26 protein-coding genes are annotated in these 23,211 nt (G+C 58.2%); 14 read left to right on the forward strand and 12 right to left on the reverse strand.

What is annotated here, in order from left to right; genetic code table 11:
• Positions 1-14: 14 nt before the first annotated feature.
• The 8 genes from VDP61_RS02890 (at position 15) to VDP61_RS02925 (ending at position 5,322) form a co-directional block, all read left to right on the forward strand.
• A complete protein-coding gene (locus VDP61_RS02890; protein WP_323005431.1) occupies positions 15-779 on the forward strand; it encodes an ATP-binding protein in 765 nt (254 codons plus the stop codon).
• Entirely contained in the window at positions 776-1,303 is a 528-nt protein-coding gene (locus VDP61_RS02895; RefSeq protein WP_323005432.1) for a hypothetical protein, read from the forward strand. The genes VDP61_RS02890 and VDP61_RS02895 overlap by 4 nt, the downstream gene beginning before the upstream one ends.
• Positions 1,300-1,713, forward strand: a complete 414-nt coding sequence (locus VDP61_RS02900) for a regulatory protein GemA (protein ID WP_323005433.1) — start codon at positions 1,300-1,302, stop codon at positions 1,711-1,713. The genes VDP61_RS02895 and VDP61_RS02900 overlap by 4 nt, the downstream gene beginning before the upstream one ends.
• A 448-nt stretch (positions 1,714-2,161) precedes the next feature.
• Positions 2,162-3,058 carry a Mu-like prophage major head subunit gpT family protein gene (locus tag VDP61_RS02905; protein WP_323005434.1) on the forward strand — a complete coding sequence of 299 codons (897 nt, stop codon included), beginning with the start codon at positions 2,162-2,164 and terminating at the stop codon, positions 3,056-3,058.
• A 20-nt stretch (positions 3,059-3,078) separates the two neighbouring features.
• Positions 3,079-3,507 carry a hypothetical protein gene (locus VDP61_RS02910; protein ID WP_323005435.1) on the forward strand — a complete coding sequence of 143 codons (429 nt, stop codon included), beginning with the start codon at positions 3,079-3,081 and terminating at the stop codon, positions 3,505-3,507.
• Positions 3,507-4,478, forward strand: a complete 972-nt coding sequence (locus VDP61_RS02915; protein WP_323005436.1) for a phage protease — start codon at positions 3,507-3,509, stop codon at positions 4,476-4,478. The genes VDP61_RS02910 and VDP61_RS02915 overlap by 1 nt, the downstream gene beginning before the upstream one ends.
• 129 nt (positions 4,479-4,607) lie before the next feature.
• Complete coding sequence (locus VDP61_RS02920) at positions 4,608-4,970, forward strand: helix-turn-helix domain-containing protein (RefSeq protein ID WP_323005437.1); 363 nt, start codon at positions 4,608-4,610, stop codon at positions 4,968-4,970.
• Positions 4,963-5,322, forward strand: a complete 360-nt coding sequence (locus VDP61_RS02925) for a hypothetical protein (protein ID WP_323005438.1) — start codon at positions 4,963-4,965, stop codon at positions 5,320-5,322. Before VDP61_RS02920 ends, VDP61_RS02925 begins: the two co-directional genes overlap by 8 nt.
• Before the next feature lie 85 nt (positions 5,323-5,407).
• On the opposite strand, the gene VDP61_RS02930 is transcribed toward VDP61_RS02925, so the two are convergent.
• The 5 genes from VDP61_RS02930 to VDP61_RS02950 form a co-directional block, all read right to left on the reverse strand.
• Positions 5,408-6,004 (reverse strand): DUF1643 domain-containing protein, encoded by a 597-nt coding sequence (locus VDP61_RS02930; protein ID WP_323005439.1) that lies wholly within the window; start codon positions 6,002-6,004, stop codon positions 5,408-5,410.
• A gap of 234 nt (positions 6,005-6,238) precedes the next feature.
• On the reverse strand, positions 6,239-8,371 hold the full coding sequence (pnp, locus tag VDP61_RS02935) for a polyribonucleotide nucleotidyltransferase (protein ID WP_323005440.1): 2,133 nt from the start codon (positions 8,369-8,371) through the stop codon (positions 6,239-6,241).
• Positions 8,372-8,700: 329 nt separating this feature from the next.
• A complete protein-coding gene (locus VDP61_RS02940) occupies positions 8,701-9,432 on the reverse strand; it encodes a phosphatase PAP2 family protein (RefSeq protein ID WP_323005441.1) in 732 nt (243 codons plus the stop codon).
• 2 nt (positions 9,433-9,434) lie between these two features.
• Positions 9,435-9,878, reverse strand: a complete 444-nt coding sequence (gene rnk / locus VDP61_RS02945; RefSeq protein ID WP_323005480.1) for a nucleoside diphosphate kinase regulator — start codon at positions 9,876-9,878, stop codon at positions 9,435-9,437.
• 100 nt (positions 9,879-9,978) lie between these two features.
• On the reverse strand, positions 9,979-10,443 hold the full coding sequence (locus VDP61_RS02950; RefSeq protein ID WP_323005442.1) for a hypothetical protein: 465 nt from the start codon (positions 10,441-10,443) through the stop codon (positions 9,979-9,981).
• Positions 10,444-10,936: 493 nt separating this feature from the next.
• On the opposite strand from VDP61_RS02950, the gene VDP61_RS02955 reads away from it, so the two are divergent.
• From VDP61_RS02955 to VDP61_RS02980, 6 genes are all read left to right on the forward strand, one after another.
• Positions 10,937-11,314, forward strand: a complete 378-nt coding sequence (locus VDP61_RS02955; RefSeq protein WP_323005443.1) for a DUF1127 domain-containing protein — start codon at positions 10,937-10,939, stop codon at positions 11,312-11,314.
• A 138-nt stretch (positions 11,315-11,452) separates the two neighbouring features.
• Positions 11,453-11,650 (forward strand): hypothetical protein, encoded by a 198-nt coding sequence (locus VDP61_RS02960; RefSeq protein ID WP_323005444.1) that lies wholly within the window; start codon positions 11,453-11,455, stop codon positions 11,648-11,650.
• Between the two features lie 191 nt (positions 11,651-11,841).
• The gene (locus VDP61_RS02965; protein ID WP_323005445.1) at positions 11,842-12,720 is read left to right on the forward strand and encodes a universal stress protein; all 879 of its coding nucleotides are present in this window, start codon (positions 11,842-11,844) and stop codon (positions 12,718-12,720) included.
• Positions 12,721-13,064: 344 nt separating this feature from the next.
• Positions 13,065-14,927 carry an SLC13 family permease gene (locus VDP61_RS02970; RefSeq protein ID WP_323005446.1) on the forward strand — a complete coding sequence of 621 codons (1,863 nt, stop codon included), beginning with the start codon at positions 13,065-13,067 and terminating at the stop codon, positions 14,925-14,927.
• Positions 14,928-15,100: 173 nt separating this feature from the next.
• Positions 15,101-15,982, forward strand: coding sequence for an SPFH domain-containing protein (locus tag VDP61_RS02975; protein WP_323005447.1), 882 nt, complete (start codon positions 15,101-15,103; stop codon positions 15,980-15,982).
• Complete coding sequence (locus VDP61_RS02980) at positions 15,979-16,254, forward strand: hypothetical protein (protein ID WP_323005448.1); 276 nt, start codon at positions 15,979-15,981, stop codon at positions 16,252-16,254. The genes VDP61_RS02975 and VDP61_RS02980 overlap by 4 nt, the downstream gene beginning before the upstream one ends.
• Before the next feature lie 142 nt (positions 16,255-16,396).
• On the opposite strand, the gene VDP61_RS02985 is transcribed toward VDP61_RS02980, so the two are convergent.
• From VDP61_RS02985 to VDP61_RS03015, 7 genes are all read right to left on the reverse strand, one after another.
• The gene (locus VDP61_RS02985) at positions 16,397-16,840 is read right to left on the reverse strand and encodes a TspO/MBR family protein (RefSeq protein WP_323005449.1); all 444 of its coding nucleotides are present in this window, start codon (positions 16,838-16,840) and stop codon (positions 16,397-16,399) included.
• 9 nt (positions 16,841-16,849) lie between these two features.
• Positions 16,850-17,035, reverse strand: a complete 186-nt coding sequence (locus tag VDP61_RS02990) for a Trm112 family protein (protein ID WP_323005450.1) — start codon at positions 17,033-17,035, stop codon at positions 16,850-16,852.
• A complete protein-coding gene (locus VDP61_RS02995) occupies positions 17,032-17,685 on the reverse strand; it encodes an LON peptidase substrate-binding domain-containing protein (RefSeq protein WP_323005451.1) in 654 nt (217 codons plus the stop codon). The genes VDP61_RS02990 and VDP61_RS02995 overlap by 4 nt, the downstream gene beginning before the upstream one ends.
• 26 nt (positions 17,686-17,711) lie before the next feature.
• Positions 17,712-18,629: a co-chaperone YbbN gene (locus VDP61_RS03000; protein WP_323005452.1), complete on the reverse strand. Its 918-nt coding sequence runs from the start codon at positions 18,627-18,629 to the stop codon at positions 17,712-17,714.
• A gap of 172 nt (positions 18,630-18,801) precedes the next feature.
• Positions 18,802-19,587, reverse strand: a complete 786-nt coding sequence (locus VDP61_RS03005) for a 3'(2'),5'-bisphosphate nucleotidase CysQ (RefSeq protein ID WP_323005453.1) — start codon at positions 19,585-19,587, stop codon at positions 18,802-18,804.
• Positions 19,574-20,917: a TldD/PmbA family protein gene (locus tag VDP61_RS03010; protein ID WP_323005454.1), complete on the reverse strand. Its 1,344-nt coding sequence runs from the start codon at positions 20,915-20,917 to the stop codon at positions 19,574-19,576. Before VDP61_RS03010 ends, VDP61_RS03005 begins: the two co-directional genes overlap by 14 nt.
• Before the next feature lie 229 nt (positions 20,918-21,146).
• The gene (locus VDP61_RS03015; RefSeq protein ID WP_323005455.1) at positions 21,147-22,679 is read right to left on the reverse strand and encodes a DUF2125 domain-containing protein; all 1,533 of its coding nucleotides are present in this window, start codon (positions 22,677-22,679) and stop codon (positions 21,147-21,149) included.
• Positions 22,680-23,211: the final 532 nt, after the last annotated feature.

Genomic DNA, 23,211 nt, shown 5'->3' on the forward strand with positions numbered 1-23,211 from the left:
AAGGGGCATCACACATGGAACTTAATAACATCGAAACCGTGACAGGATCAATCTTGCGAGACGTCACTCAAGATATTCTGGAAGGGGCTGGACTAGGCATCCTGCGCGGTCCAGCCGGTATTGGCAAAAGCTTTGCCTTGGACCTTATCACAGAGGAACTAGAAGCCCTCGGGGCAATGGTGGTGCGTATCACAGTATCTCCGGCAACGGGTGGATCAATCAGCTCGTTCACACGGGCTGTGCTGGCTCAATACAGAATAGAAACCGGGTCTACTGCTGACGGAGTGGAGGCGATGGCCGAATTGCTTCGCGGCTATCCATTCCGCGACATTGGTCCGCAAACTGTTTTCATCGTTGATGAAGCGCAAGAGTTGAAACCCGCTGTCCTTGAAACAATCCGATCACTCTGGGACCGTGGGGACCAAGCCCGCTTGGGCGACGCAAGCACCCCGGCTTTCGGGTGCGTCTTAGTCGGTAATGAAATGTTCATGGGTAAGGGAGGCAATCTGCGGGTTGCGAGCTTCCGCCCGCTGATGTCGCGAGTCACTCACAATGTCCAACTGCCACGCCCGAATAAGAAAGAGGTCGCGGCATTGGCGACTTCATTATTTCCAACGCAATCTGACTTGATCGAAGAACTGAAAGAACTTGGTGCGGCCACTGGGAATCTTCGAACATTAGCGACAGCGGCAAGGCGATCACGTCAATCGGCTAAAGATGAACCAGTCAATTTGGCGCTACTGCGTCAGATCATCCGCATGATGATGGGGGCCAAATGATGCAGCGCCGCGATTTACTTACCCGGAACCCTGTTTCGTTCGACGAGCTGCTGGACCTGTTTGAGGCCTATACCGCGACCATCGGCGCGCCCTTGGACGCGGCGGCTGATCTGATACGCGACCAGTTCAACTATAACCACGGCGATATCTTTGGCCATATTTTCGGTACAAAGGCGAATGCACACGATATGACGGTACGCTTGAAACAGATCAGGGCCACGCGCAGCGCCAGCGCTGACGTTACCTTGACCCTGACAGAGCAAGAGGCAAATCAGGCCGAAGTCGTGACAAGCGAAGTAGAACATCTGTTCACCCAAGCGGCCCACGTCTTTGAGCTTTTGCACACCGGGCTTGCGTCTCGGCATCTGGACCCAGAGGCACCCGGCGTCTTGGCTGTGCTGGAGCTTGCGCGGCGCGCGATGATGAGCGCGGCGGAACATGAGGGCGAAGCCATGACGCGGCTGGGCGACAGTCTTCGCAAAGCCAAATCCTACCAGCACCCCCAACAGGAGGACGCAGCATGACGATTTCACGCAGACAAATCGGCCTGATCAAAGTTGCCGTCAAGACGCTTGGATGGAGCGATGATACTTACCGTTCCGCCTTGGCCCAGATCGGGGGCGTCACCACGTCGACAGATTTGGACAAGACCGGGTTTGAGGCGCTATTTGGCTATTTTGAATATTGCGGCTTCGAGCCATTGCAGGCCAAAGGCCCGTCTTATGGGCAACGCCCCGGCATGGCGTCCTTTGCCCAGATTGAGCTGATCCGCAATCTTTGGGCCGAATACACCCATAGGGCCTATCCGGGACAGGATGAGCTGAATAAATGGCTTGAGCGCTGCTTCAAGGTTTCCAGCCTGCGATTTTTGAAGAAAGACACCGCGCCAAAAGTGATCACGGCCTTGAAGGCCATGAAACTACGCGCGGCGTGACAGGACACAAAGAACGGCAAGAGGGCGGCGCGATTGTGCCGCCCTTTTTCATTGCCCTGAATTTTGCCCGTAGAGGCCGCTTGCAGCGCCTTGGCCCCCTTACCCTATAAAAACTGCTCAACCCGTTTAAATTCGCCGCATACCCGTTTAATAATCGAAATTGGGTGGAGTAGAAGCAACGTCCCTGACAAAACAGGCTTGCGACCCCTTAAAGTCTGATGCAAAATTGTTGGGCAGGCGTGACACGGTAATATTCTCGCGGCCGTAGCACGATCAATTGATCGGAGCGCAATGCAGGGTTTCCGGGAAACCGGGTGCGGGGCCTTGCCGTCTGTACCGCCCCACCTCCACCCACAAACGCTTGTGGGTAATTTGGCTTTTCCCGCGATGTTAGACCTTTTCCCAGAGTTAGCGCGATTGCGCGTCACCCCGGAAAAGGCATCTTTCAATGATCATCAACGGCCAAACCCTGAACCTTGCCTTCAAAGGATTTCAGACCATCTACAATGAAGCGCAGCTTGCAGCCGAATCTCATGCCAGCAAGGTCGCGATGATGGTTCCCAGTTCCAGCCGTGATGAAAGCTATGGCTGGCTTGGGCAGTTCCCGCGCATTCGCGAATGGATTGGCCCGCGCCATATTAACAACCTCAAGGCGCATGGTTTCACGATCAAGAACATCAACTTTGAATTGACCGTTGCCGTGCCGCGTAATGATATTGCGGATGATCGTCTTGGCATCTTTGCCCCGATGTTTTCCGAAATGGGCCGCGATGCCGCCACTCATCCCGACGAGCTGATCTTCGACCTTCTCAAAAGAGGCTTCGAGGCAAACTGTTTTGACGGGAAGAATTTCTTTGACGAAGATCACCCGATTGAACTGACGCCCGGCGCGGACCCTGTCAGCGTCAGCAACATGCAAGACGGCACAGACCCGGCATGGTTCTTGCTGGACCTGTCGCGAGGCGTTCGGCCCATTATCTGGCAAGAGCGCGAGAAATATGAATTTCAGTCGATTGTCGACCCCAACGACAGCCACGTTTTCATGAATGATGAGTATGTCTATGGGGTCCGGGCGCGGGTGAATGCGGGCTTTGGCCTGTGGCAACTTGCCTTTGGTTCAAAGCAACCCTTGACCGAGGCGGCCTATATGAACGCCCGTGCTGCCATGATGAGCTTTAAAAGCGATGGTGGGCGCATTCTTGGCGTGAAGCCGACTGTCATGGTTGTACCGCCCGAATTGGAAAACTTTGCGCTCCACTTACTGAACACCGAAACCAATAACGGCGGCGGCTCCAACCCTTGGAAGAACACCGTTGAGCTTATCGTTACCCCTTACGTTGCCTGATCTCTGAAAGGTTCTTGAGAATGTCGGCTTTGACCAAAGATCGCAATACCCCGAAACGTGATGGGGATTTCAAGGTGGACGGCGTGGCCGCATCCACCCGCATCTTTACCGGGGCGCTGCTTATGCGCAACGCCGCGGGCTTCCTGGTGAAAGGGGCAACCGCAACCGGCTGCACAGGCGTTGGCCGTGCCGAAGAGGCGGTAGACAACACGGGCGGGGCCAATGGCGCGGCCCAAGTCAAATATCGTCCTGGTATTTTCCTCTTTGCCAATCTTGGCGCGGATTTGATTGATCAGGCCGATATGGGCAAGCTCTGCTACATTGTGAATGATCAGACCGTTGCCGCAAGCGATGGCACTGGCACCCGGTCGCCTGCGGGATTTGTCGAGGCGCTGGACGATTGGGGCGTTTGGGTTCGCTTTGACGAAGCTGTGACGCGGGGCGCGTGATGAACGGTTTGAAACTGGCAACCTGCGACGTTGCTTTGCCAATGGGCGGGGCCTTACCACCTGAAGGTGACGCGCCGGAGTGGGTTCACCTTCTGCCGAATGGTCCCACCGTCGCGCGGGACGGGCGCAAATTTGATCTTGGGGATCCTGCCGCCGTCATTCTGGCCTTTGAAGAAAACGGGGCTGACCTGCCGATTGACTATGAGCACCAATCCGACAGAGCAGAAGCCAATCTCAATGGGCCGGTTCCGGCTGCGGGATGGATCACGGCACTTGCTGCCAATGAGAGCGGCCTGTGGGGCAAAGTCGAATGGACGGCAACCGCGCGCGACATGATCCGGCGCAAGGAATACCGCTATCTAAGCCCGTCCATTCTGCACAACAAAGCGGGCCAAGTCATGCGGCTCAAAGGCGCGGGCCTTGTTCATCGGCCCGCCCTTCACCTTAAAGCTCTTGCCAGTGAGGAAGACACAATGCCGCCCGATGCACCTACCACAAAAGACCAGAACCCTACAGGCTTTCCCCAGCGCCTGGCCAAGCTGCTTGGCCTTGGCCCGGATGCCAGCGAAGACGATGTAATTGAAGCGCTTGCGCCCAAGCTCTCTACCGCTGCCGAGGCGACACCGGACCCGCGCAAATTCGTTCCCGTCGAGGCCGTGGCCGAGCTGCTGCAAGACCGCAACAGCCGCATTGCCACGATGAATGAGCAGGCAGCACATGACCTGGTAGAAAAGGCCTTTGATGATGGCTATCTGACACCCGCAATGCGCGGTTGGGCCACATCGCTTGCAAAGGAGGATCCGGATAGTTTCCGCACCTTCCTGGCAAAGTCACCCCGGCCCTTTGCCAACTTCTTCAAACCGCTGCCGCGTGCGCCGTTTGAAACGATTGCGGCCATGGGCAACGACTCGAATGAAGCGGCGGCGATTTGTTCCCAGCTTGGCCTGAAACCGGGTTCACTCAATTCATGAGGTTGGGGCGGGCGTGATGAACCCGCTCTTAAGCCGCGCGGCTTCTCCTGTGCGCGCGGCAAACAGCGCCCCGGCCTGATGTGTCCCCGTCAGGCCGGGGCGTTTTCGACAAATACGGAAAGGCTGCTCATGAACCTACCTGCAAGACCAATGCCAAAACCGACCGCCCAAGTTGCCGTCTATGTTGAAATTCTGGGGGTTGATCTTGCCGTCACGTTCCTTCTGGCCTTTGGCGGGGCGGAACTGCACCTTGCCCAAAACCCAAAGGGAAAGGGCCAAGTGGAAGCCGTGATCGGCTTGGACAACGCCCGCGCCCTTGCGGCACAAGATCATCGCTTGCAGCGACGCGTTCCGCTGGCAAAGAAGTGGTTGGCGCAAATGCTGGATTGGCAGGGCCATTCCATCGCGCATATCGCCCGCACCCTGCGCACAACGGATGTATCAGTGCGAGGCTGGTTGAGGGCGACACAGAAGGACGGTCCGAATGAGTGACTTACGCACCGCCATTATCCAAGCGCAGCAAACCGCGCAAATGCTGGACCGCGCAAAGGCCGCAAGCGACCGCCTTTTAATGACCCTTGAAGGGACTGTTGAAGGGGCATTAAACAGCCCTTTAATCGCGGATCAGCACCGTGATATGCACCGGCGCGGCACACCGTCACGCCTGAACACGGACCCCGAATTGCAGGCCTTTGTTCTGGCCCGGATTGAGCATAAGACCTATAAGGAAGTGGTGTCAGATGTCGCCAAAAGCTTCCCGCCCGAGCGCCAAATAAGCATCTCTTCCCTTCAAAGATGGTGGCGAAAGCGGTCTCCCCAATCGGCCCTAACCGTCAATTACTAGCTGATTCCACCTAACAGCCGCTACTGTCAGCCCTTTTGCGGCTTAATTGGTAGCACTGCGGAATAATTAACTACAACACAATGCTTTAGGGTATCAGCGCGTCGGGAAATGGAAACCTTTCGGTATCGTTGCGGATGTAAAGCGGATGCTGGGCAGAGCCGTCCTTGTTGAGCTTGAGACAGCTAAGGGGCTTACCCGTTTCGCGCAGCGCCCGTAACGTGCGTTCGACGATCTGGGCGTGCCGCTTGTGAAGTTTGCCAAAGGCCAGCAGAATCTCATGGGCGCGCGCTGCGTCGCGCAGGATGGCTGGCAGATTATCGGGGCTGCAGGCGATTGCAGGATCATGCGGCACATCTTTTGGATGGGTTGCGCGCCAATCCAGCATGTTGGTTTTCACATAGCGCGTGAACCCCCAGCGCCTTGCAAAGCGAAGCTCTTTGTCGCAAGTCGGGTCTGAAACCTCTGCCCGTGCCACCGAAGGATTTTGGCCGATAAACAGGATCACCCGCGGTTCGGTTCCTTCCGGGGTCCAATCGCGGGTCAATGTATGCCGATACCGGCCGCAAGCAGAAAAGGTTGCGCCGCCGATGATGCCATCAGCAAGCCGGATAAGAACCTTGCCACCGGGATCATGCAGGGCATGGGCGCCTTCGTTGGTTGAGGTGATTTTGCCATGGGTCATGTGCGATTCCTGTGATTGGCCCAGATCAGGGTGGGGGCGACCTTTTGCACCCGGCAGACGCAAAGCGATTTCACGACAGCGTTTCGGTGAAAAACCCGGCTCACATATCGTTGCCTGATCGGTGCCGTGCAGCCTGAAAGAGTTTCTTCGCAAAGGAATAGCCACTCTTGCGCAAAGCCCTGATATGAAAAGCCCCGGCGTTTCCACCGGGGCTTTTCAATTTCAACTGTAAAATCAGCCCTCGGCGGGTGCTTCGGTGATTTCTGCGCCGGTTTCCTGATCGACCATCTTCATGCCCAACCGAACCTTGCCGCGATCATCAAAGCCCAGCAGCTTTACTTTCACTTCCTGGCCTTCTTTCAGCGCCTCATTCGGGTGCTGCAAGCGCTTGTTGGCGATCTGGGACACATGCACCAAACCGTCACGCTTGCCAAAGAAGTTCACGAACGCGCCGAAATCGACCAGTTTCACGACCTTGCCGGTGTAAACCTTGCCTTCTTCCGGCTCTGCCACGATCGACCAGATCATGTCATAGGCTTTCTTGATCGCTTCGGCATTGTTCGAGGCAATCTTGATCACGCCATCGTCGTTGATGTCGACCTTGGCGCCCGACACTTCGACGATCTCACGGATAACCTTGCCGCCCGACCCGATCACTTCACGGATCTTGTCAGTCGGTACAGTCATGGTTTCGATCTTTGGGGCATAGGCCGAAAACGCCTGCGCCGAGGTCAAAGCCTTGCCCATTTCGCCCAGAATGTGCATCCGGCCGTCTTTGGCCTGTGCCAGCGCCTTTTCCATGATCGCGGGCGTGATGCCTGCAATCTTGATATCCATCTGCAGGCTGGTGATGCCGTTTTCGGTACCCGCAACCTTGAAATCCATGTCGCCAAGGTGGTCTTCGTCACCCAGAATATCCGACAAGATCGCGAACTTGCCGGCATCGTCCATGATCAGGCCCATTGCCACGCCAGCAACAGGGGCCTTCAGCGGCACGCCCGCATCCATCATCGACAAGGAGCCGCCGCAAACCGACGCCATTGACGAAGAGCCGTTGGATTCAGTGATCTCGGACACAACGCGAATTGTGTAGGGGAAATCGGTTGCCGCAGGCAGAACCGCCTGAAGCGCGCGCCAAGCCAGCTTGCCGTGGCCGATTTCGCGACGTCCGGGGGGGCCGAAACGCCCAACCTCGCCCACCGAATAGGGGGGGAAGTTGTAATGCAGCAGGAAGTTGGATTTGCTGGTGCCGGTCAGCGCGTCGATGAACTGCTCATCCTCGCCAGTGCCCAAAGTCGTGACCACAAGGCCCTGGGTTTCACCACGGGTGAACAAAGCCGAACCATGGGTGCGCGGCAGGATTCCGGTTTCCGAAACGATCGGGCGGATGGTCGTGGTGTCGCGGCCATCAATCCGGGCCGAGCCGTTGATGATATCGCCACGCAATACACCCGCTTCCAGCTTTTTGATTGCCGAACCAAGATTGTCATTGGCGATGTCTTCGTCCGACAGGCTTGCCTTGATCGCGGCTACAGCATTGCTGATTGCGGTTGTACGCTCTTGCTTGTCACGGATCGCAAAGGCGGCGCGCATGTCTTTTTCGCCCGCTGCCTTGACGCGCTCATACAGGTCGGAATAGTCGGGCGGGGTGAACTCGAACGGTTCTTTGGCGCAGTCTTCGGCAAAATCCATGATCAGGTCGATGACGGGCTGAATGCTGTCATGTGCAAATTTCACCGCACCCAGCATTTCAGCTTCGGACAGCTCATACGCCTCTGATTCGACCATCATCACGGCGTCTTTGGTGCCGGCCACAACCAGATCAAGGCGCTGCTCGGGGTTGTCGCGCAGCTTCATCATGTCGTCGCAAGATGGGTTCAGCGTGTATTGGCCATTCACGAAACCAACGCGGCAACCGGCGATCGGGCCCATGAACGGTGCGCCTGAAATCGTCAGCGCAGCGGATGCGGCGATCATCGCCAGCACGTCCGGCTCATTCTCAAGGTCATGCGACAACACGGTCACAATCACCAGAACTTCGTTTTTGAAGCCATCCACAAACAGCGGGCGGATCGGACGGTCGATCAGACGCGATGTCAGGGTTTCTTTTTCCGAGGGCCGCGCTTCGCGCTTGAAAAAGCCGCCCGGAACTTTACCAGCAGCGTAATACCGCTCTTGGTAGTGAACTGTCAGAGGAAAAAAGTCCTGGCCCGGCTTTTGCGATTTCGCAAAGGTCACGTTGGCCATCACACTGGTTTCGCCCAGCGTGGCAATAACCGAACCATCAGCCTGACGGGCCACTTTACCCGTTTCCAGCGTCAGCGTTTCACCGCCCCATTCGATAGATTTTTTCGTTACGTTAAACATTCATCGTTTCCTATATGGGGGCATCCCGGCGTTCCGGGCCCCCCGTTTACATAGCGGCCCCATTGCCGCCGCCCCCCAATCCTTTGCATGCGGCCGGGGGCAGGCCTCACGTCACAGATGGCGCGCGTCTACAGGAAAACAAGGCGTTTGGGAAGGGGTGGGCTGTGTTGCGTTTGGCAGGCTGCGATCAACCGGCTGAAAGGGGGCGGGCTGCAAATTGGCACGCGCGCTTTCGCCGTGATCCTTTTTCCGGCCCTGTCTTGCAAGGCGCAACCGCAGCCTTGGCCTGCCCGAACAAAGCAGGGGCAAAGGGGGGCGCCTGCGCCACCTTACATCACAGACATCGCCCTTGCCCCCAACAGGCAAAGGGCGGCCCAGCCGGTTCCGGCCAGCCAACCAGCCAGTACATCGCTGGGCCAATGTACCCCCAGATAGACCCGGCTGACACCCACAAGAAGTGTGACCGTAATCGCAAGACACAAAACATAGGCTTTTAGCCGCCTATCCGCCAAGGCATTGGCAATCAACACGCCAAGCGTCAGATAGGCAACCGCCGCCATCATCGAATGGCCCGAGGGAAAGCTTGCGGTTGTGACGATAGAGCCATGCGGCACAAGATCGGGGCGCGGGCGGTCAAACAGCCCCTTGGCAATGCTGGATGCCACTATCCCACCCCCAACCGTGGCCAACAAATAAACCATAGAGCCGTAGTGCTGCCGCATCATGAAAAAGCCTGCGGTAGCCGCCGTTGCAAGGGTCAGAATCGCAACCCCGCCCAAAGCGGTCACATCGCGGGCCATCTCTTGCAACCACGGCGGGCCAAGTGGCACGGCACTGTTGGTGCTGCTGCGCAAAAACAGCAAGATATCCCGGTCAAGGCTGTTGGTTGCGCCCTCGACAACCTCGTCGGCCAGTTCGGCAAACCCCCAGACAGCCGCGATGACAAGCGCCAGAAACGCCAGTGAGCTTAGTTCAACATTGCGCAGAACCCAATGTGCTGCCGATGCCGTCGTTGCAAACCTGCGACGTGCGACCGGCAGCTTTTTCTGGGATCTGGTCATCGTCAGCCCTGTTCTGTGTCCGACGGCTGCGTTTGTTCAACCTTTATCACCGACAGCATACGCCGTTGATTGTCGCGCGTATCCCAATAAAAGGCCGCGCCCTCGGCCAGCCCAAGAAGGGCCACACCAATCGGCGTCATCACAGAGACACGCTGACGCGCGATATCGGCATCCTCCGGGTACACCAGGGTCACGGATTTTTCCAACCCGGTGGATTCGTCACGGTAGGTGACCGTGCTGCCAACGGAAACGACATCCGACGGCATCTTTGCGGGTGTAACGATCCGCGCGCGCCCGATTTCTTCGAACAGGCGATCGGCAAGCGCGGGATTGCGCTGCATCGCCCCCTCTGCGAGGGCCTCGATATGGGCAAGCTCATCGGCATTGATGACGATCTTTGGTGCCTTGGGGCTGCGTGGTTTTGGGGCTTTGGTCATTTCAATCATCATGTGATGTCCTTATCAAAGTGAGACAGCGAAAAATATACAAGACTGCAAGCGACCCTTGGTCGTGCTTTCAGTCGGTGGGTTTGGCAGGTGCGTGGCGTCAGTTCGGGGGCAAGACATCCAGAACCGAAAGCGACATGACGGTTCCATCTTCGCATAAAAGCGGGGCGCGTTGCCCGATGCGCATGCCGATCAGGGTTGCGCCCAGCAACGAAGACACGGGAATTACACCGCTGCCAAACTCTGATCTGGCGCTGTGCACAAGTAAGCCAGTCTGTGCGGGTTCGCCATTCACCGAATAGCTAACGCGGCAACCGCTGGTGACAAGATCACGCGCATGAAAATCACTGACCGGTTCGGTCGTCATGATTTTATTAAGCAGAACATAGGCAAGCAATGTCCAGATGGGCAGTTGGCTTTGCTGACAGCAGGTCAAATGCTGTTGAAGCTTTTGATGATCGGCCTCGGGCAGCACGGATCGTGGGCGCGGGCGCGACAGCGGCGCAAGCCGGGGGCCGGGCCGGAATTGAGAGTGGGGGGGCTGGGTATTGTGAATGCTTGTCATGACTTCTCCTCGGACGAATTGGGTCGTCACACGCGCGTTGCAGGGTTATGAGGAGGCCCCGGGGGCTTGGCAGGCGCGAACGCGCCTATACCGCCCGGGGCAACGGGCGGTTCAGCAAAAGAAATCGAAAATGATCTACATGCTTCACCATGACCTAAAGCTAGGCACGGGCCGATGATTAGTCAATTGTCGCGTGCTGATCTGGCGGCATATTGTGGCGCAAATGTTCCAAACCGCCCCAAGATCGGCGCTTTCGCGCCCAAAGGTCGCAGCCCATCCTGGGGTGATTGAAAGCCCCGGCCATAAGGCCCATGTAGAAGGCATGATGATGTTCAGCTTTCATAAGAGGTTCCTGCCCGCAGCAGGAAAATTACTGAACCGCCGGTAACCCCGGGCGGGTAGGCAGCTGTGCCGTTTCCTGCTTCGGGGGTTATCTGATCCTTGTCGATCAAGTGAATATGACGTGGAGGCTTGCGCAGCCGAAGTCCGGGTTTTGGGCGTCTATCGCCTTGGTTCGGGCCGCGCGGTTTTTCAGGTCCTGGCATCAGTACTATCAAGATTGGAGGATGAAATGTCCGTCTGCATCACAAGTCAAATGATCACCCCGGCGGCTGGTGCGCTGGGTAATAAGCGAACCGATGGCCTGTTCACCCGGTTGCTGGGCAGCGTCGTTACCAAATGGCGGCGCCACAGGATGATAGCCGCCTTCGAGGCAATGGATGACAGGCTGCTTGATGATATCGGCATCACTCGTGGCGATATTCGAGACGTGGTGAACGGTTTCGACACGCGTGAATTGCAAATGGTGCCAGTAGCGCCGGCCACAAGATTGGTCAGTGCAAACCATATGGCATATCAAGCTGCGGCCTAAGGCGTTTTGGCTGAAACCATGACTTCAGGTAAAACGCCTTTGGTCCAATCGGTACAGGTTTATCTGCGCCATCCGACAGCGGTGGCGCAAAAACGCCGGAACAGGTTGTATACAACCATACTCAAGGGAGATGACCAAATGATGATTTGCAAAGCCGACTTCGAAGAGCTGTTTCCCGAAATCTTCAAAACCCCGAAAAAAGCCATTGCGCGCTGCCAAGATGATGGCGGCCAAATAGAACCGGTCGCAAAAGCCGGGCCGCACAGGGATGCAGCCCGGACTATGCAGGCAAAGGCCGTGCTTGACCCAGCCGGGCAGGGTTTGGCCTTGGCCTGAAAGCTGTTAGCGGTTGCCAAGGGTGTGGCCCGCGCCATTGGCATTGTGTATAGAGCAATAATGGGTGCCAAAGCGGTTTGCAGTCTTTCCGGCCGGGATCGAGTGCAAACCAGACCCATTGCATAAACCAACCTGGGCGCAGCCTGCCAAATACAGGGCAACACCCGGATCGTAAAAGTGAAGGGAAGGCTATGGTGCTGACGCGCATTTTTGCAGCAGTGGGGCAATTCCCGCAAGACGATGCTGTGCTTGCCCGCGCATTAGAGCTTGCGACGCCGCTTGGCGCAACGCTGACGATTATCCACGTCATCGACCTTCCCGATTGCAAGGCGGATTTCTCGGATCAAGAAACCTTGCAAGGTCAGGCCGCAATTGCCGCACGCGACAGGATCACCGCGGCGTTGCTGCGTTTGGGGGCGCAAGCCTCTAGCGCCGAAATCCGGATTGAAGCCGGCTCTGCCGGGCTGAAACTGATCGATATCTGCCAAGAGGCAAAACCCGATCTTGTCGTTATGCGCGCGCATCAGAAAACCAGATTTGCAGAGCGAATGCTGGGGTCAACGACCGATCGGCTGTGCGCAGCGGCTGTTGCACCGATTCTGGTCGTCAAGCGCCCGATAAACCGGCCCTATGCCCGCGTGTTGCTGGCAACCAATGGTGCAGATAATGCCCCGGCAGCCCTGACTTTGGTCGAGGCGCTGCTGCCCAGGGCCAGCCTGCATCTGGTTCAGGCGGTGGAAATAGCCCCGCAGTTGCAAGAAGCGATGCTGCGGGTCGGAACTGACCAAACGGCATTGGCCGCCTATCGGGATGCATTGATACAGGTCGCCAGAAACGATCTGCGCGACCTTTCTGCCCAGGCTGCGGGCCGCACGACCAGGGCCGTCTTGTACGGTGATCCGGCGACCGCGCTGGTTCGTGCAACACGTCGCCCAAAGGTTGATCTTATGGCTGTTGGCCCCGGCCGCCCCAGCCTGATACGCCGCCTGTTCATTGGCAGCGTCACGCGGCGACTGTTGCGCGATGCCGCCTGCGATGTGCTGATTTGCCACCAAAGGCAAGAACGCTGACCGATCACGAATGCACATCCTCCCACGCCGAAGACGTGCTTGATCGAGGCCGTAAAGAGGGCTAGCGTCAGGTTCACGTCGGCCTTGTTCAAGATGTATGCAAACCGCTGTAACCACCCGGCTTTGTGTATCAAACAGGGCAGCAGAATAATTCTTATGCGCTGAACATGGCAGGCCCAGACTTCACGATAGCGTTTCGCCTTTAACTTGAAACAAGGCCTATCACATAACGCGTTGAAATCTTTGATTTCAGGCAGCGATATGTGAGGAAGGCTTTAAGGCAAAACGCTTTAGCGGGCCGGTTCGTATCATCATGCGGCGATCGCAACAGGAAGACGAATCCCATGTCCTTGCAACAAATGCTGCTCTTTGCTGTACTCGCTGCCATGATGGGGCTGTTTGTGTGGGGGCGGTTCAGGCATGACGTGGTCGCGCTGGCCGCGCTGATGGCTTGCGTGATTGCCGGGCTGGTTCCGGCTGATCGGGCGTTTGCCGGTTTTGGCCACCCGGCCGTGATCACGGTCGCCTGTGTTTTGGTGCTTAGTCAGGGGTTGCACAACACCGGTGCCGTCGATTGGTTGGCGCGCAGCTTTCTGCCCCGTAACGCTGGCCGGCTGGTCAGCATGCTTGCGCTGATGGGGCTGGGCGCGCTTATGTCGGGGTTCATGAATAACGTGGGGGCGATGGCGCTTTTGATGCCGATCGCGGTGCAATTGTCGAACCGGCTGGATTTGACGCAGGGGCAGGTGTTGATGCCGCTTGCCTTTGGCACGATTCTGGGGGGCATGACCACGCTGGTCGGCACGCCGCCCAACTTGATCGTGTCAGGTTTTCGAGAAGCGGCAGGGCTGGGCCCGTTCGCCATGTTCGACTTTTCCCCCGTTGGTGTGGTGGTTGCGGCCCTTGGTGTGCTTTTCACGGCCACAATCGGTTGGCGGCTGGTGCCTGCACGCAAACCAAGCGTTGGCGATGGATTTGAGACAGGCACCTATCTGACCGAGGTGCGCATTCCTGAAAAAAGCAAGGCCATTGGTTTGACCCTGCGCAGCTTTGAGGCCGAGATCAAGGATAGCGGCGTCCAGATCGCCGGGCTTGAGCGAAATGATGTGCGCATAACCGCGCCCCATGGTGGGCGGCGCATCCGGCAGGGGGATATTCTGGCGCTGAATACCGATGTCGATGGGCTTGCCGAAACCCTTTCGGTTTTCAGCCTCAAGCTGGGGGAACAGGAAAAGGCCGAAGAACAGGCAGACCAAGACGCAGCGGCAGCAAGCAAAGACGGCTCTGGCACAAGCAAGGACGGGCCGAAGGCAAAAGATGAGGCAGCAGAGGAAAGCAAGGATCGGGATGAGGATATCGTGTTGCGCGAACTGGTTGTCTTGCCCGGCTCGAATATCGTCGGGCGGTCGGCCAGTGATCTGCGCTTGCGCACGCGCTATGGAATCAATCTGCTGGCCGTCTCGCGGCAGGGGCATCCGCCACGGTCACGCTTGCGCAATCTCAAGCTGAAATCCGGCGACCTGCTTATGCTGCAAGGCCCCGCCGAGATGATTGCCGAATTCATCAATGATACGGGCTGTGTGCCTTTGGGCGCGCGCGAATTGCGCATCCCCGACAAACGTCTGGCGATGATCGCGGGGGCGATCATGCTGGGGGCGATTGGGATCGTGGCCTTTGGGCTGTTGCCTGCGGCTGCAGCTTTTGCGCTTGGAGTTCTTGCCTCTATGCTGTTGCGGACTGTGCCGCCGCGCCAGATCTATACCACGATCGACTGGCCCGTGATTGTTTTGCTGGCCGCGCTGATTCCGGTTGCCGGTGCGATGCAGACCACGGGTGCCGCCGATCTGCTGGCCCGATTTTTGGTTGAAACCATCGCGCAAGGCAATGCCATCGCGGCGCTGGCCGTGGTTTTGATAACCGCCATGTTCTTGTCTGACATGATGAACAACGCTGCAACTGCGGCGGTTCTGTGCCCGATTGCCATCGGGATTTCTGCAACGCTTGGTGTCAACCCGGACAGCTTTCTAATGGCGGTGGCGATTGGCGCCTCATGTGCGTTTCTTACCCCCATCGGGCATCAGAACAACACCTTGATCCTTGGCCCCGGCGGCTTTCGTTTTGGCGATTACTGGCGGCTGGGGCTGCCACTGGAATTGCTGGTGATTGCGGTCAGCATGCCTCTGCTGTTGCTTGTCTGGCCGTTGTAGGGCCGATGCTACAGAATCGGCGCGCCCTTGGCCCGTCTTTTTGCGGCGGTTCGGTTACGGCCCGAAACAGGTTTGATGCGTGCTGCGCGGCCTGACAGTCTGGCACAGCCTCTTGCGTTGCTGGGCATCTTGCGGCCATGTAGGGAACAGGTGGCTTTCAAAGGGTTTTCATCATGGATATCGAGCAATTTATCGGGGGCAATGCGGTGTATCTGGCGGTCGCCATTTTCATCATTGTCTGTATTTTTCTGGGCGTGCGGATTGTACCGCAATCGGAAAAGCATGTGGTGGAACGGTTCGGGCGCTTGCACGCGGTTCTTGGGCCGGGGATCAATTTTGTCGTGCCGTTTCTGGATAAGATCGCACACAGGATTTCGATATTGGAGCGGCAGTTGCCGAATGCGCTGCAAGACGCGATTACAGCGGATAACGTGCTGGTAAAGGTGGAAACATCGGTGTTTTACCGGATTACCGAACCGGAAAAGACGGTGTACCGGATTCGCGATGTCGATGGCGCGATTGCAACAACTGTGGCCGGAATCGTGCGGAGCGAGATCGGCAAGATGGAGTTGGATCAGGTGCAATCCAATCGCACCCAGTTGATCGGAATGGTCCGGGAACTGGTCGCGGCCATGGTTGATGATTGGGGGATCGAGGTAACGCGGGCCGAGATTTTGGACGTGAACCTTGATGAGGCGACGCGGGCGGCGATGTTGCAGCAGTTGAATGCCGAGCGCGCACGGCGGGCGCAAGTGACCGAGGCGGAGGGCAAGAAACGCGCAGTGGAACTGAACGCGGATGCGCAGCTATATGCAGCCAAGCGCGAGGCCGAGCAGCGCCGGGTTCTGGCAGATGCCGAGGCCTATGCGACTGGTGTGATTGCCGAAGCAATCAAGATGAACGGCATTGAGGCGGCGCAATATCAGGTGGCATTGAAACAGGTTGAGGCCTTGACGGCCGTGGGCCAGGGTGCCGGCAAACAAACGATTATCGTGCCAGCGCAAGCGCTGGAGGCGTTTGGTGATGCGTTCAAGATGCTGAAAGGCCGGACATGAGCTGGTTTTCCCTCTGGTGGGTTTGGATCGTCGCGGGGTTTGCGCTTGGGGTGCTGGAAGTTCTGGCCCCCGGCTATATCTTCCTTGGCTTTGCCCTTGGTGCGGTGGCGACGGGGTTTTTGGTGGGGATCGGGGTTTTGGGCGCAACCCTGCCCGCAACCTTGCTGGTGTTTGCCTTGGCGTCCCTGGCGGCATGGCTTGTGACGCGCAAACTTTTGGGGTCACAGGCCAGCAAGGCCAAGATCTGGGACCGCGACATCAACGACAATTAAGACGTTCCGGAAAATACCTGACAGATCGCCACTACCTTGCCGCGCCATGCGCCCCAGGGGTCTTGGCGCGGCAGGTTTTTCTTGAGAGGCAGCAGGGGTTTCTTGCGTTTTGCCGGCCCGACGCCAGCCAGAAAGATAGGCCCTAGTTCAGCACAACAATCCCGGCGTTCAGCGCGGTGGCAAGGCTGACCCATGCCAGATAGGGTATGAACAGCGCAGCAGACAGGCGGTCGCCCCGCCATTCTCGCCCGATGAACCCAAGGATAACAAGCCACATGGCCATAATTACGACCAAGGCCGCCATGGGCTGCTGCATGCCAAAGAACACCGGTGACCACAGAAAGTTAAGCGCCATTTGCGCCCACCACAGCCCCACAGAACCGCCATGCAACCATTTGCGCGCACCGACCCAGCCGATCAGCAGATAAAGCGTGGTCCACATCGGACCAAATAACCAATTCGGCGGGGTGAACCATGGCTTTGCCAGCCCGGCATACCATGCGCCCGGCAGGGTTATCAGCCCTATCGCGCCGCCGATGACAGGCACCCCGAGGACAAACGCAGCATAGATCCAGATGGTGCGCATCGTTCCCCCTTAGTCCAACGCCCGCGCTTCGGATATCAGCATGATCGGGATGCCGTTGCGGATAGGAAACGCCATTTTAGCCGCTTTGGACACAAGTTCTTGCGCCGCTGCATCATATGACAGGGTTGTCTGTGTCATCGGGCATACCAGCGCCTCTAACATCCGGCGGTCGATTGCGGGGGATTCGGTGGTCATTGCATTATCTCCTCAGAAGTGCCGCCGCGCAGGGCAAATTCGATCAGGGTTACCATGGTTTCACGCCGGGTGATCAAGGTTGGTGCCTCTAGCAGCGCCTGTTTATCCTCGGGCGAGAAGGGGCAGAGCATGGACAGAGAGTTGATCAACAACTCCTCATCCGCCTCTGCCAGACTGTCCCAATCAGTAGACAGGTCCATGGAATCGAAAAAGCGATGCAGCAAATCCATGAAGCCGGCACGATCAAAGCCTGCATCTTCCTCGGCCCCGCCCTGGTCACGCTCAAACCCGTGCCAATCCACCCGCGCGCGGCGATAGGGTGTAACGCCACTTACCTCTTCGCGCACCCGAAAGCGTGACACACCCGAAAGCGTGACCATATAGCGCCCATCCTCGGTTTCGGAAAACCCGGTCAGGCGGCCAGCGCAGCCAATGGCCTGCAGCTTTGGCTCTCCTCTGCCATGGCTGGCAGGGAGTTCGCGCGTCTGGATCATGCCGATCAGGCGCGCCGAGGTTTTCATGCAATCTTCCAGCATCAGCAAATAGCGCGGCTCAAATATATGCAGCGGCAAGCGCGCCCGGGGCAGCAGCAGCGCACCGGGCAGCGGAAAGATTGGGATCGTATCGGGCAAGTCGGATATATGTTTCATGATTGGCAGATAGGCCGCATTTTCATTTAGACAAATATCATCGACGAAAGTTTGCGGCGGCCTTTCAGGACAATCGGGTCCTTGGGCGACAATGCGTCAAAAATCGTGAAAAGCTGCGTTTTGGCGGCGGCGTCATTCCAGTCCCGGTCGCGGCGAAACAGGTCCAGCAGCATGTCGACCGCTTCCTCTACCTTGCCCGCAGCATGCAGCGCCTGTGCAAGGTCAAACCGGGCCTGAAGGTTTTCCGGGTCCGCCTCAACAGCCGCACGCAGTTCGGCCTCGGGGCCAGCGTTTTCGGCTTGACGCAGCAGTGCGATTTGCGCGCGAACGGCCTCTATCTCTTTGGCGGTAGCGATTTTGGCGGGGACATCGGCCAAAAACGCTTCGGCCTGCGCGACCTGGCCCAACGCCAGATGCGCGCGCAACACGCCGCCAAAGGCAACAGGGTTTTCCGGCTCTTCTTCAAGAATTGCGGTAAAGGTTTCCAATGCGTCGGCGGCCTCGCCCTCGGCCAGCATCGCCTCGGCGGCCTCTATCGCGTCGGCCAGGCCGCCATCACCCGCCAGGGCCGCGACCTTTTCAACAAAAGCTTTCAATTCAGAGGCGGGCAAAGCGCCCTGAAAACCATCAACCGGCTTGCCTTGAAAAAACGCATAGACGGTGGGGATGGATTGGATACGCAATTGCGCCGAGATATTCGGGCTTTCATCCACGTTGATCTTGATCATGCGCACCCGGCCCTTGGCCGCCGTCACGGCCGCCTCCAGTGCTGGGCCAAGCTGCTTGCACGGGCCACACCAGGGTGCCCAGAAATCCACGATCACGGGAACTTCGGCACTGCCTTCGATGATATCGGCCATGAATGTGGCTTCGGTCCCGTCCTTGATCAGATCTGCGTCAGAGGCAGCCTGTGCCGCGCCCGATTTGTCACCAAATGTCAACATTACGTCCCTCTTTCGTCAAAACCGTTGCTTCTTATATGCGCATCCTATGCCAAAAGGCCAAGGGCAATGAAGCGTCTTTCCAAGACAGACAGCACGCAAAAGTATTGATGCAGCTTTAGGCCACCTGCCTTGATCTGGCCCCGTTCATCTTGGCATAAATACCTGCGATCGGTCAGCCCAGCCGTGCAATCAGTGCCGAATGAAGCGCAGGAGCCGCCACAATCACCCCTGGCGTGCGCGGCTCGGGGGCATTGAACCGCAGCGCGGCCCCTTTGGCATCGCTGACCGTGGCCCCGGCGCGTGTGGCGATCAGCGCACCGGCAGCGATGTCCCATTCCCATGTCGGGCGAAAGGCAAACATGCTGTCAAACCGCCCTTGGGCCACAAGGCACAGCCGGTAGGCCAGCGATGGCCGGAAGGACCGGCGCAAATCCGGCACACCGCCGGGCCAGTGCGCAGCAAGCATGTTGGGCTTGGAGGTCAGGGCCGTTGCGCCTGCTACCTGCGCTTGCAGGCTGGCCCGGATGGGTTGGCCATTCAAATACGCGTCCGATGTGGCATGGGCGCTGTACATCCGGTTTTTGGCGGGCAGGTAGACAGCGGCAGCGATTACCTCGCCCGCCTCTACAACCGCCAGCGAATGGGCAAAGCTGTCTTGGCCATCAATAAAGGTGCGGGTGCCATCAATCGGGTCGACGATAAAGCAGCGTTGCGATGATAGGCGGGCGGCGCTGTCGGGGCTTTCCTCGGACAGCCAGCCATAATCCGGGCGTGCCGTGCGCAGGCGGGTCGCCAGCATGGTGTTTACTGCCAGATCAGCCTCGGACACCGGGCCGGCCCCATCGCCCTTGTCCCAGACCTGTGGGGAACGCCTGAAATAGCGCATCGCAATCACACCCGCATCGCGGGCAGCATTGACCAGCAGGTCAAGATCGCCAGCCAGATCAGGCACCGGCAAGCGTCAGCCCTTCGACCAGCAAAGATGGCACGCGGGTAGACATATGCAGCCGCGCGTCATTGGCGGGGGTCATGCGCAGCAGCATATCGCGCAGGTTGCCCGCGATGGTACATTCATTCACCGCAAAGGCGATTTGGCCATTTTCCACCCAGAACCCCGAGGCCCCGCGCGAATAATCGCCGGTGGTGGGGTTGATGGATGAGCCGATAAGCGAGGTCACCAGCAGCCCGGTGCCCATATCGGCAAGCAGATCGGCGCGCGATTTGCTGCCTTGCGTCAGGTCTATGTTCGAGGTGCCGGGCGAGGGCGGGGCAGAGGTGCCACGCGCCGCGTTGGCGGTGCTGGGCATGCCCAGCTTGCGGCCCGTTGCAAGGTCCAGCACCCAGCCCATCAGCACGCCATCTTGCACAATGGCGCGCCGCGTGGTTGGCAGGCCCTCGCCGTCAAACATGCGGCTGCCGGAAATGCGGGGGCGGTGCGGATCCTCAATCACCGACAGCCCGCCGGGCAAGATTTGCTGGCCCAAAGCATCCCGCAGCCAACCTGACCCGCGTGCAATCGTGGCCCCGTTGATTGCGCCCAAAAGATGCCCGATCAGCCCCGAAGAAATGCGCTCATCATAAAGTACGGGATAGGCCCCGGTCTTGGGTTTGCGTGCGCCGACCCGCTCTAGCGCGCGGTGGGCGGCCAAGGCGCCGATCTCCTCGGCGCTGGGCAGGTCGGCGGCGTGGATGCGGCCTTCGGCGGCCCAGTCCCGCTCCATCCCTGTGCCGGAACCGGTAAAGGCCACGGCAGAAAGCGACCGTGATGAGCGCGCGTATCCGCCCGAAAACCCATTGCTGGCGGCCATGTGAATTTGGCGGCGCGATTGGCTCGCGCTGGCCTCAACTTGTGTGATGCCTGCAACGGCCATTGCTGCAGCTTCGGCGCGGCGTGCATCGGCCTCCAGCGCGGCGGCGCTTGCCTCGGGTGTCAGGTCGCACAGGTCCAGCGCGGCCATATCCCAGCCCCGCGCCAGTTGTGAGGGATCGGCAAGCCCTGCATAGGGGTCTTCGGGGGCCTCGCGGGCCATGGCAACGGCACGTTCAGCCACCGCCTGAAGTGTGGCAGCCGAAGTGTCCGATACCGACACGCAAGCCTGTCGCCGGCCAATCAGCACCCGCAGCCCCAGTTCCACCCCTTCGGACCGTTCAGCCTGTTCCAGCGCCCCCGCGCGAATATCAATCGCGGTGGCAATGCCTTCAACGGCAATCGCATCCGCCGCATCGGCGCCTGCGTGTTTTGCCGCCAGCAGCAGCGCATCGGTCAGCTTTTCAAGCGAGCGGGTCATCGGGCCTCCGGGGGTCAGGTTTGCATCAGGCAGGTAAGCCGCCAAGCAGGGCAAAGCAAGGCGCAGCCAGGGCGTGTTGCACATAATCACAGTCGCCAATACCCTGAATAGGTTATGCACGGCAAATGCTGCCTTGGCTGACTATGTGACTCTGACCAAGCACAACATATTTTAAAAGAAGGGGTAGCCTGCAGGCTGCCCCGGTTGGTTTGGCGGGCCAAGTCCGGGCTTAGAATGGCAATGGATTGCCGTTTGACAAAATCTTGCCGCCCTCTAGAATTTCCACCTCCGACACAAGGCTGTCAGGGGTCGGGCCAGGTTTGGCCAGCATCCCTGCCATCATGCCAAAGGTCATCGTGATTTCCTGATCAATCAGCCCCAGTGTTTGCAGCTTGCCCAGCAGCGTATTCGCGCCAGTCAGTGACAGGTTGATCTTGCCCGTTGGCATTGGGGCGACGCCGCCCAACGCCGGGGGTTGGCTGTAGTCAAACGCCAATGCGCCATTGCCTTTGAACTCGGCCCCGGCAAGGGAAAGCTGCAGCGCGTCAATATCCAGCACGCTTACCTCAAACGGAGGCTTTTCGCCCATCATCGCCACTTTATCGGCATCAAGCAGATTGACCAAGGGCTTGGCCTTGCCCTTCAGCGCGATGTCCAGTGTTGCAGGATCACGCGGCAGGGTTGCGCCGGGGTCGAACATGGCCCAGATCATTTCGGACACAGTCAGGCCCTGAAGCTTGGCATTGATTGCAAAATCCTTCGGCTCCTCGCCTTTGGAGATGGGCAGAAGCAGGCTGAAGGCTGCCTCATCATAGGCGGCGGTCAGCTCAGGAAAGGGGATCGAGGAGCCAGACATCTTCATCGCCACGCCTTTGCCGTTCAGGCCATAGGCAATGCGGTCCTTGTCCAGCGATACATTCAGGCTGCCGCCTTTTGAAGTGCTGTCTATATTGGTGGTGCTGCCGTCGGGATCTGTTGCGGCAAGGGTGAAACTGCCACTGTCATAAGTGCCCGAACCATCGGTGGTGAACCCTTGGGCCAGCATTGCGCCCAGATCGCCCTTTTCCATGGCCTTGGGAATGGCCCCCGCAGAGGCCCCGGCAAGGTTGTTCATCTGGCCGGACATATCGAACTTGCCTTCGCCATCCTCATTCTGCCCCAGCATCCGGAACGAAAGCCCCTGGGCCGCAAAGGTCGAGTTTATGCCCGTCATATCCCCTGGTGTGACCTGATAATTGGTCGACATCTTTGACAGGTTCACGTCAACTTCCATGTCTCTGGGTTTGCCATCAACCATGAAATCCGCCAGGTTTACGGCAACCGAGTCAGCCATCATGTCATAGCTGATCGCGGCAGGGGTGCCGCTGGCAGTCATTATCAGCCCATTCTGGCCAATCTTGATGGTGTTGGACAGGTCTTTGTCCATCCCGTTCTTGCTTTGCATTGTCAGCAGATAGTCGTTGGACATGGTGATCTCGACGCGCCCATCCCCGGTTTCACGAAAGACGACTTGCGGAATGGTGCCCGTGATTTTGATATCGCCCCCCGCCATATCCATCGTCAGGTCCGTAATCGTCAATGTATCACCCGACCGCGATTCCGATCCGGTCGTGTAGGTTTGGCCATAAGAGGCACCAAGCACTTTCCAGTTTTGCCAAACCTCGTCCGCCGTTACATCGGCAAAGGCAGGCGAAAAGAGGGGGGCGGTAACAAGGGCCGATAGGGCGGCTAAAGATGTTGATCGTAAAATGCGCCGGGTCATGGGATGGGTTCTCCGATTGAAAATCTTGTACCAGCATCGGTGTGGCATAGGGCAGGGTCAAGGGGTAAGGGGTGCCAAAACCGCTTTGAGGCGCTATGTGGCGGCGTTTTGCGCAGGCGCATGCCCCCGATCCGTTGGCAACCTACTGGGTGTAGCCCGGCGCCAAAAACCGCCGAACCAATTGCGGCGCCTCATCATCGCCCCATGGCCTTGTTCCTGATCTGTGCGAATGCCCGCAAATCAGCGCCTTATATGATGTGATCAAGCGCTACCGTTTGGGGGGCGTGCGAGAGGCGCTGTTCAAGGCATATCACAGCAGGCGATCTGGCAGCAGCGCCCCCAAGTCCAAGAAACCCCGATCCTGACGCCCAACTCGCCAAAATCATCGCAGCCCGTTTGGGTCTGCATTGGCCAGCAATAGCGTTTTGCCGCCGATTCCCAAGTTGAAGCCTGCAAGAAGCGGTTGCCTGGCCCGCCAGAAACCAGGAAAATAAGCCTCGAACCGCGTATTTTCGCATTTTTGAAAGAAATA

This window comes from Pseudorhodobacter sp., from assembly GCF_034675685.1.
In the GTDB taxonomy this organism is placed as follows: Bacteria; Pseudomonadota; Alphaproteobacteria; order Rhodobacterales; family Rhodobacteraceae; genus Pseudorhodobacter.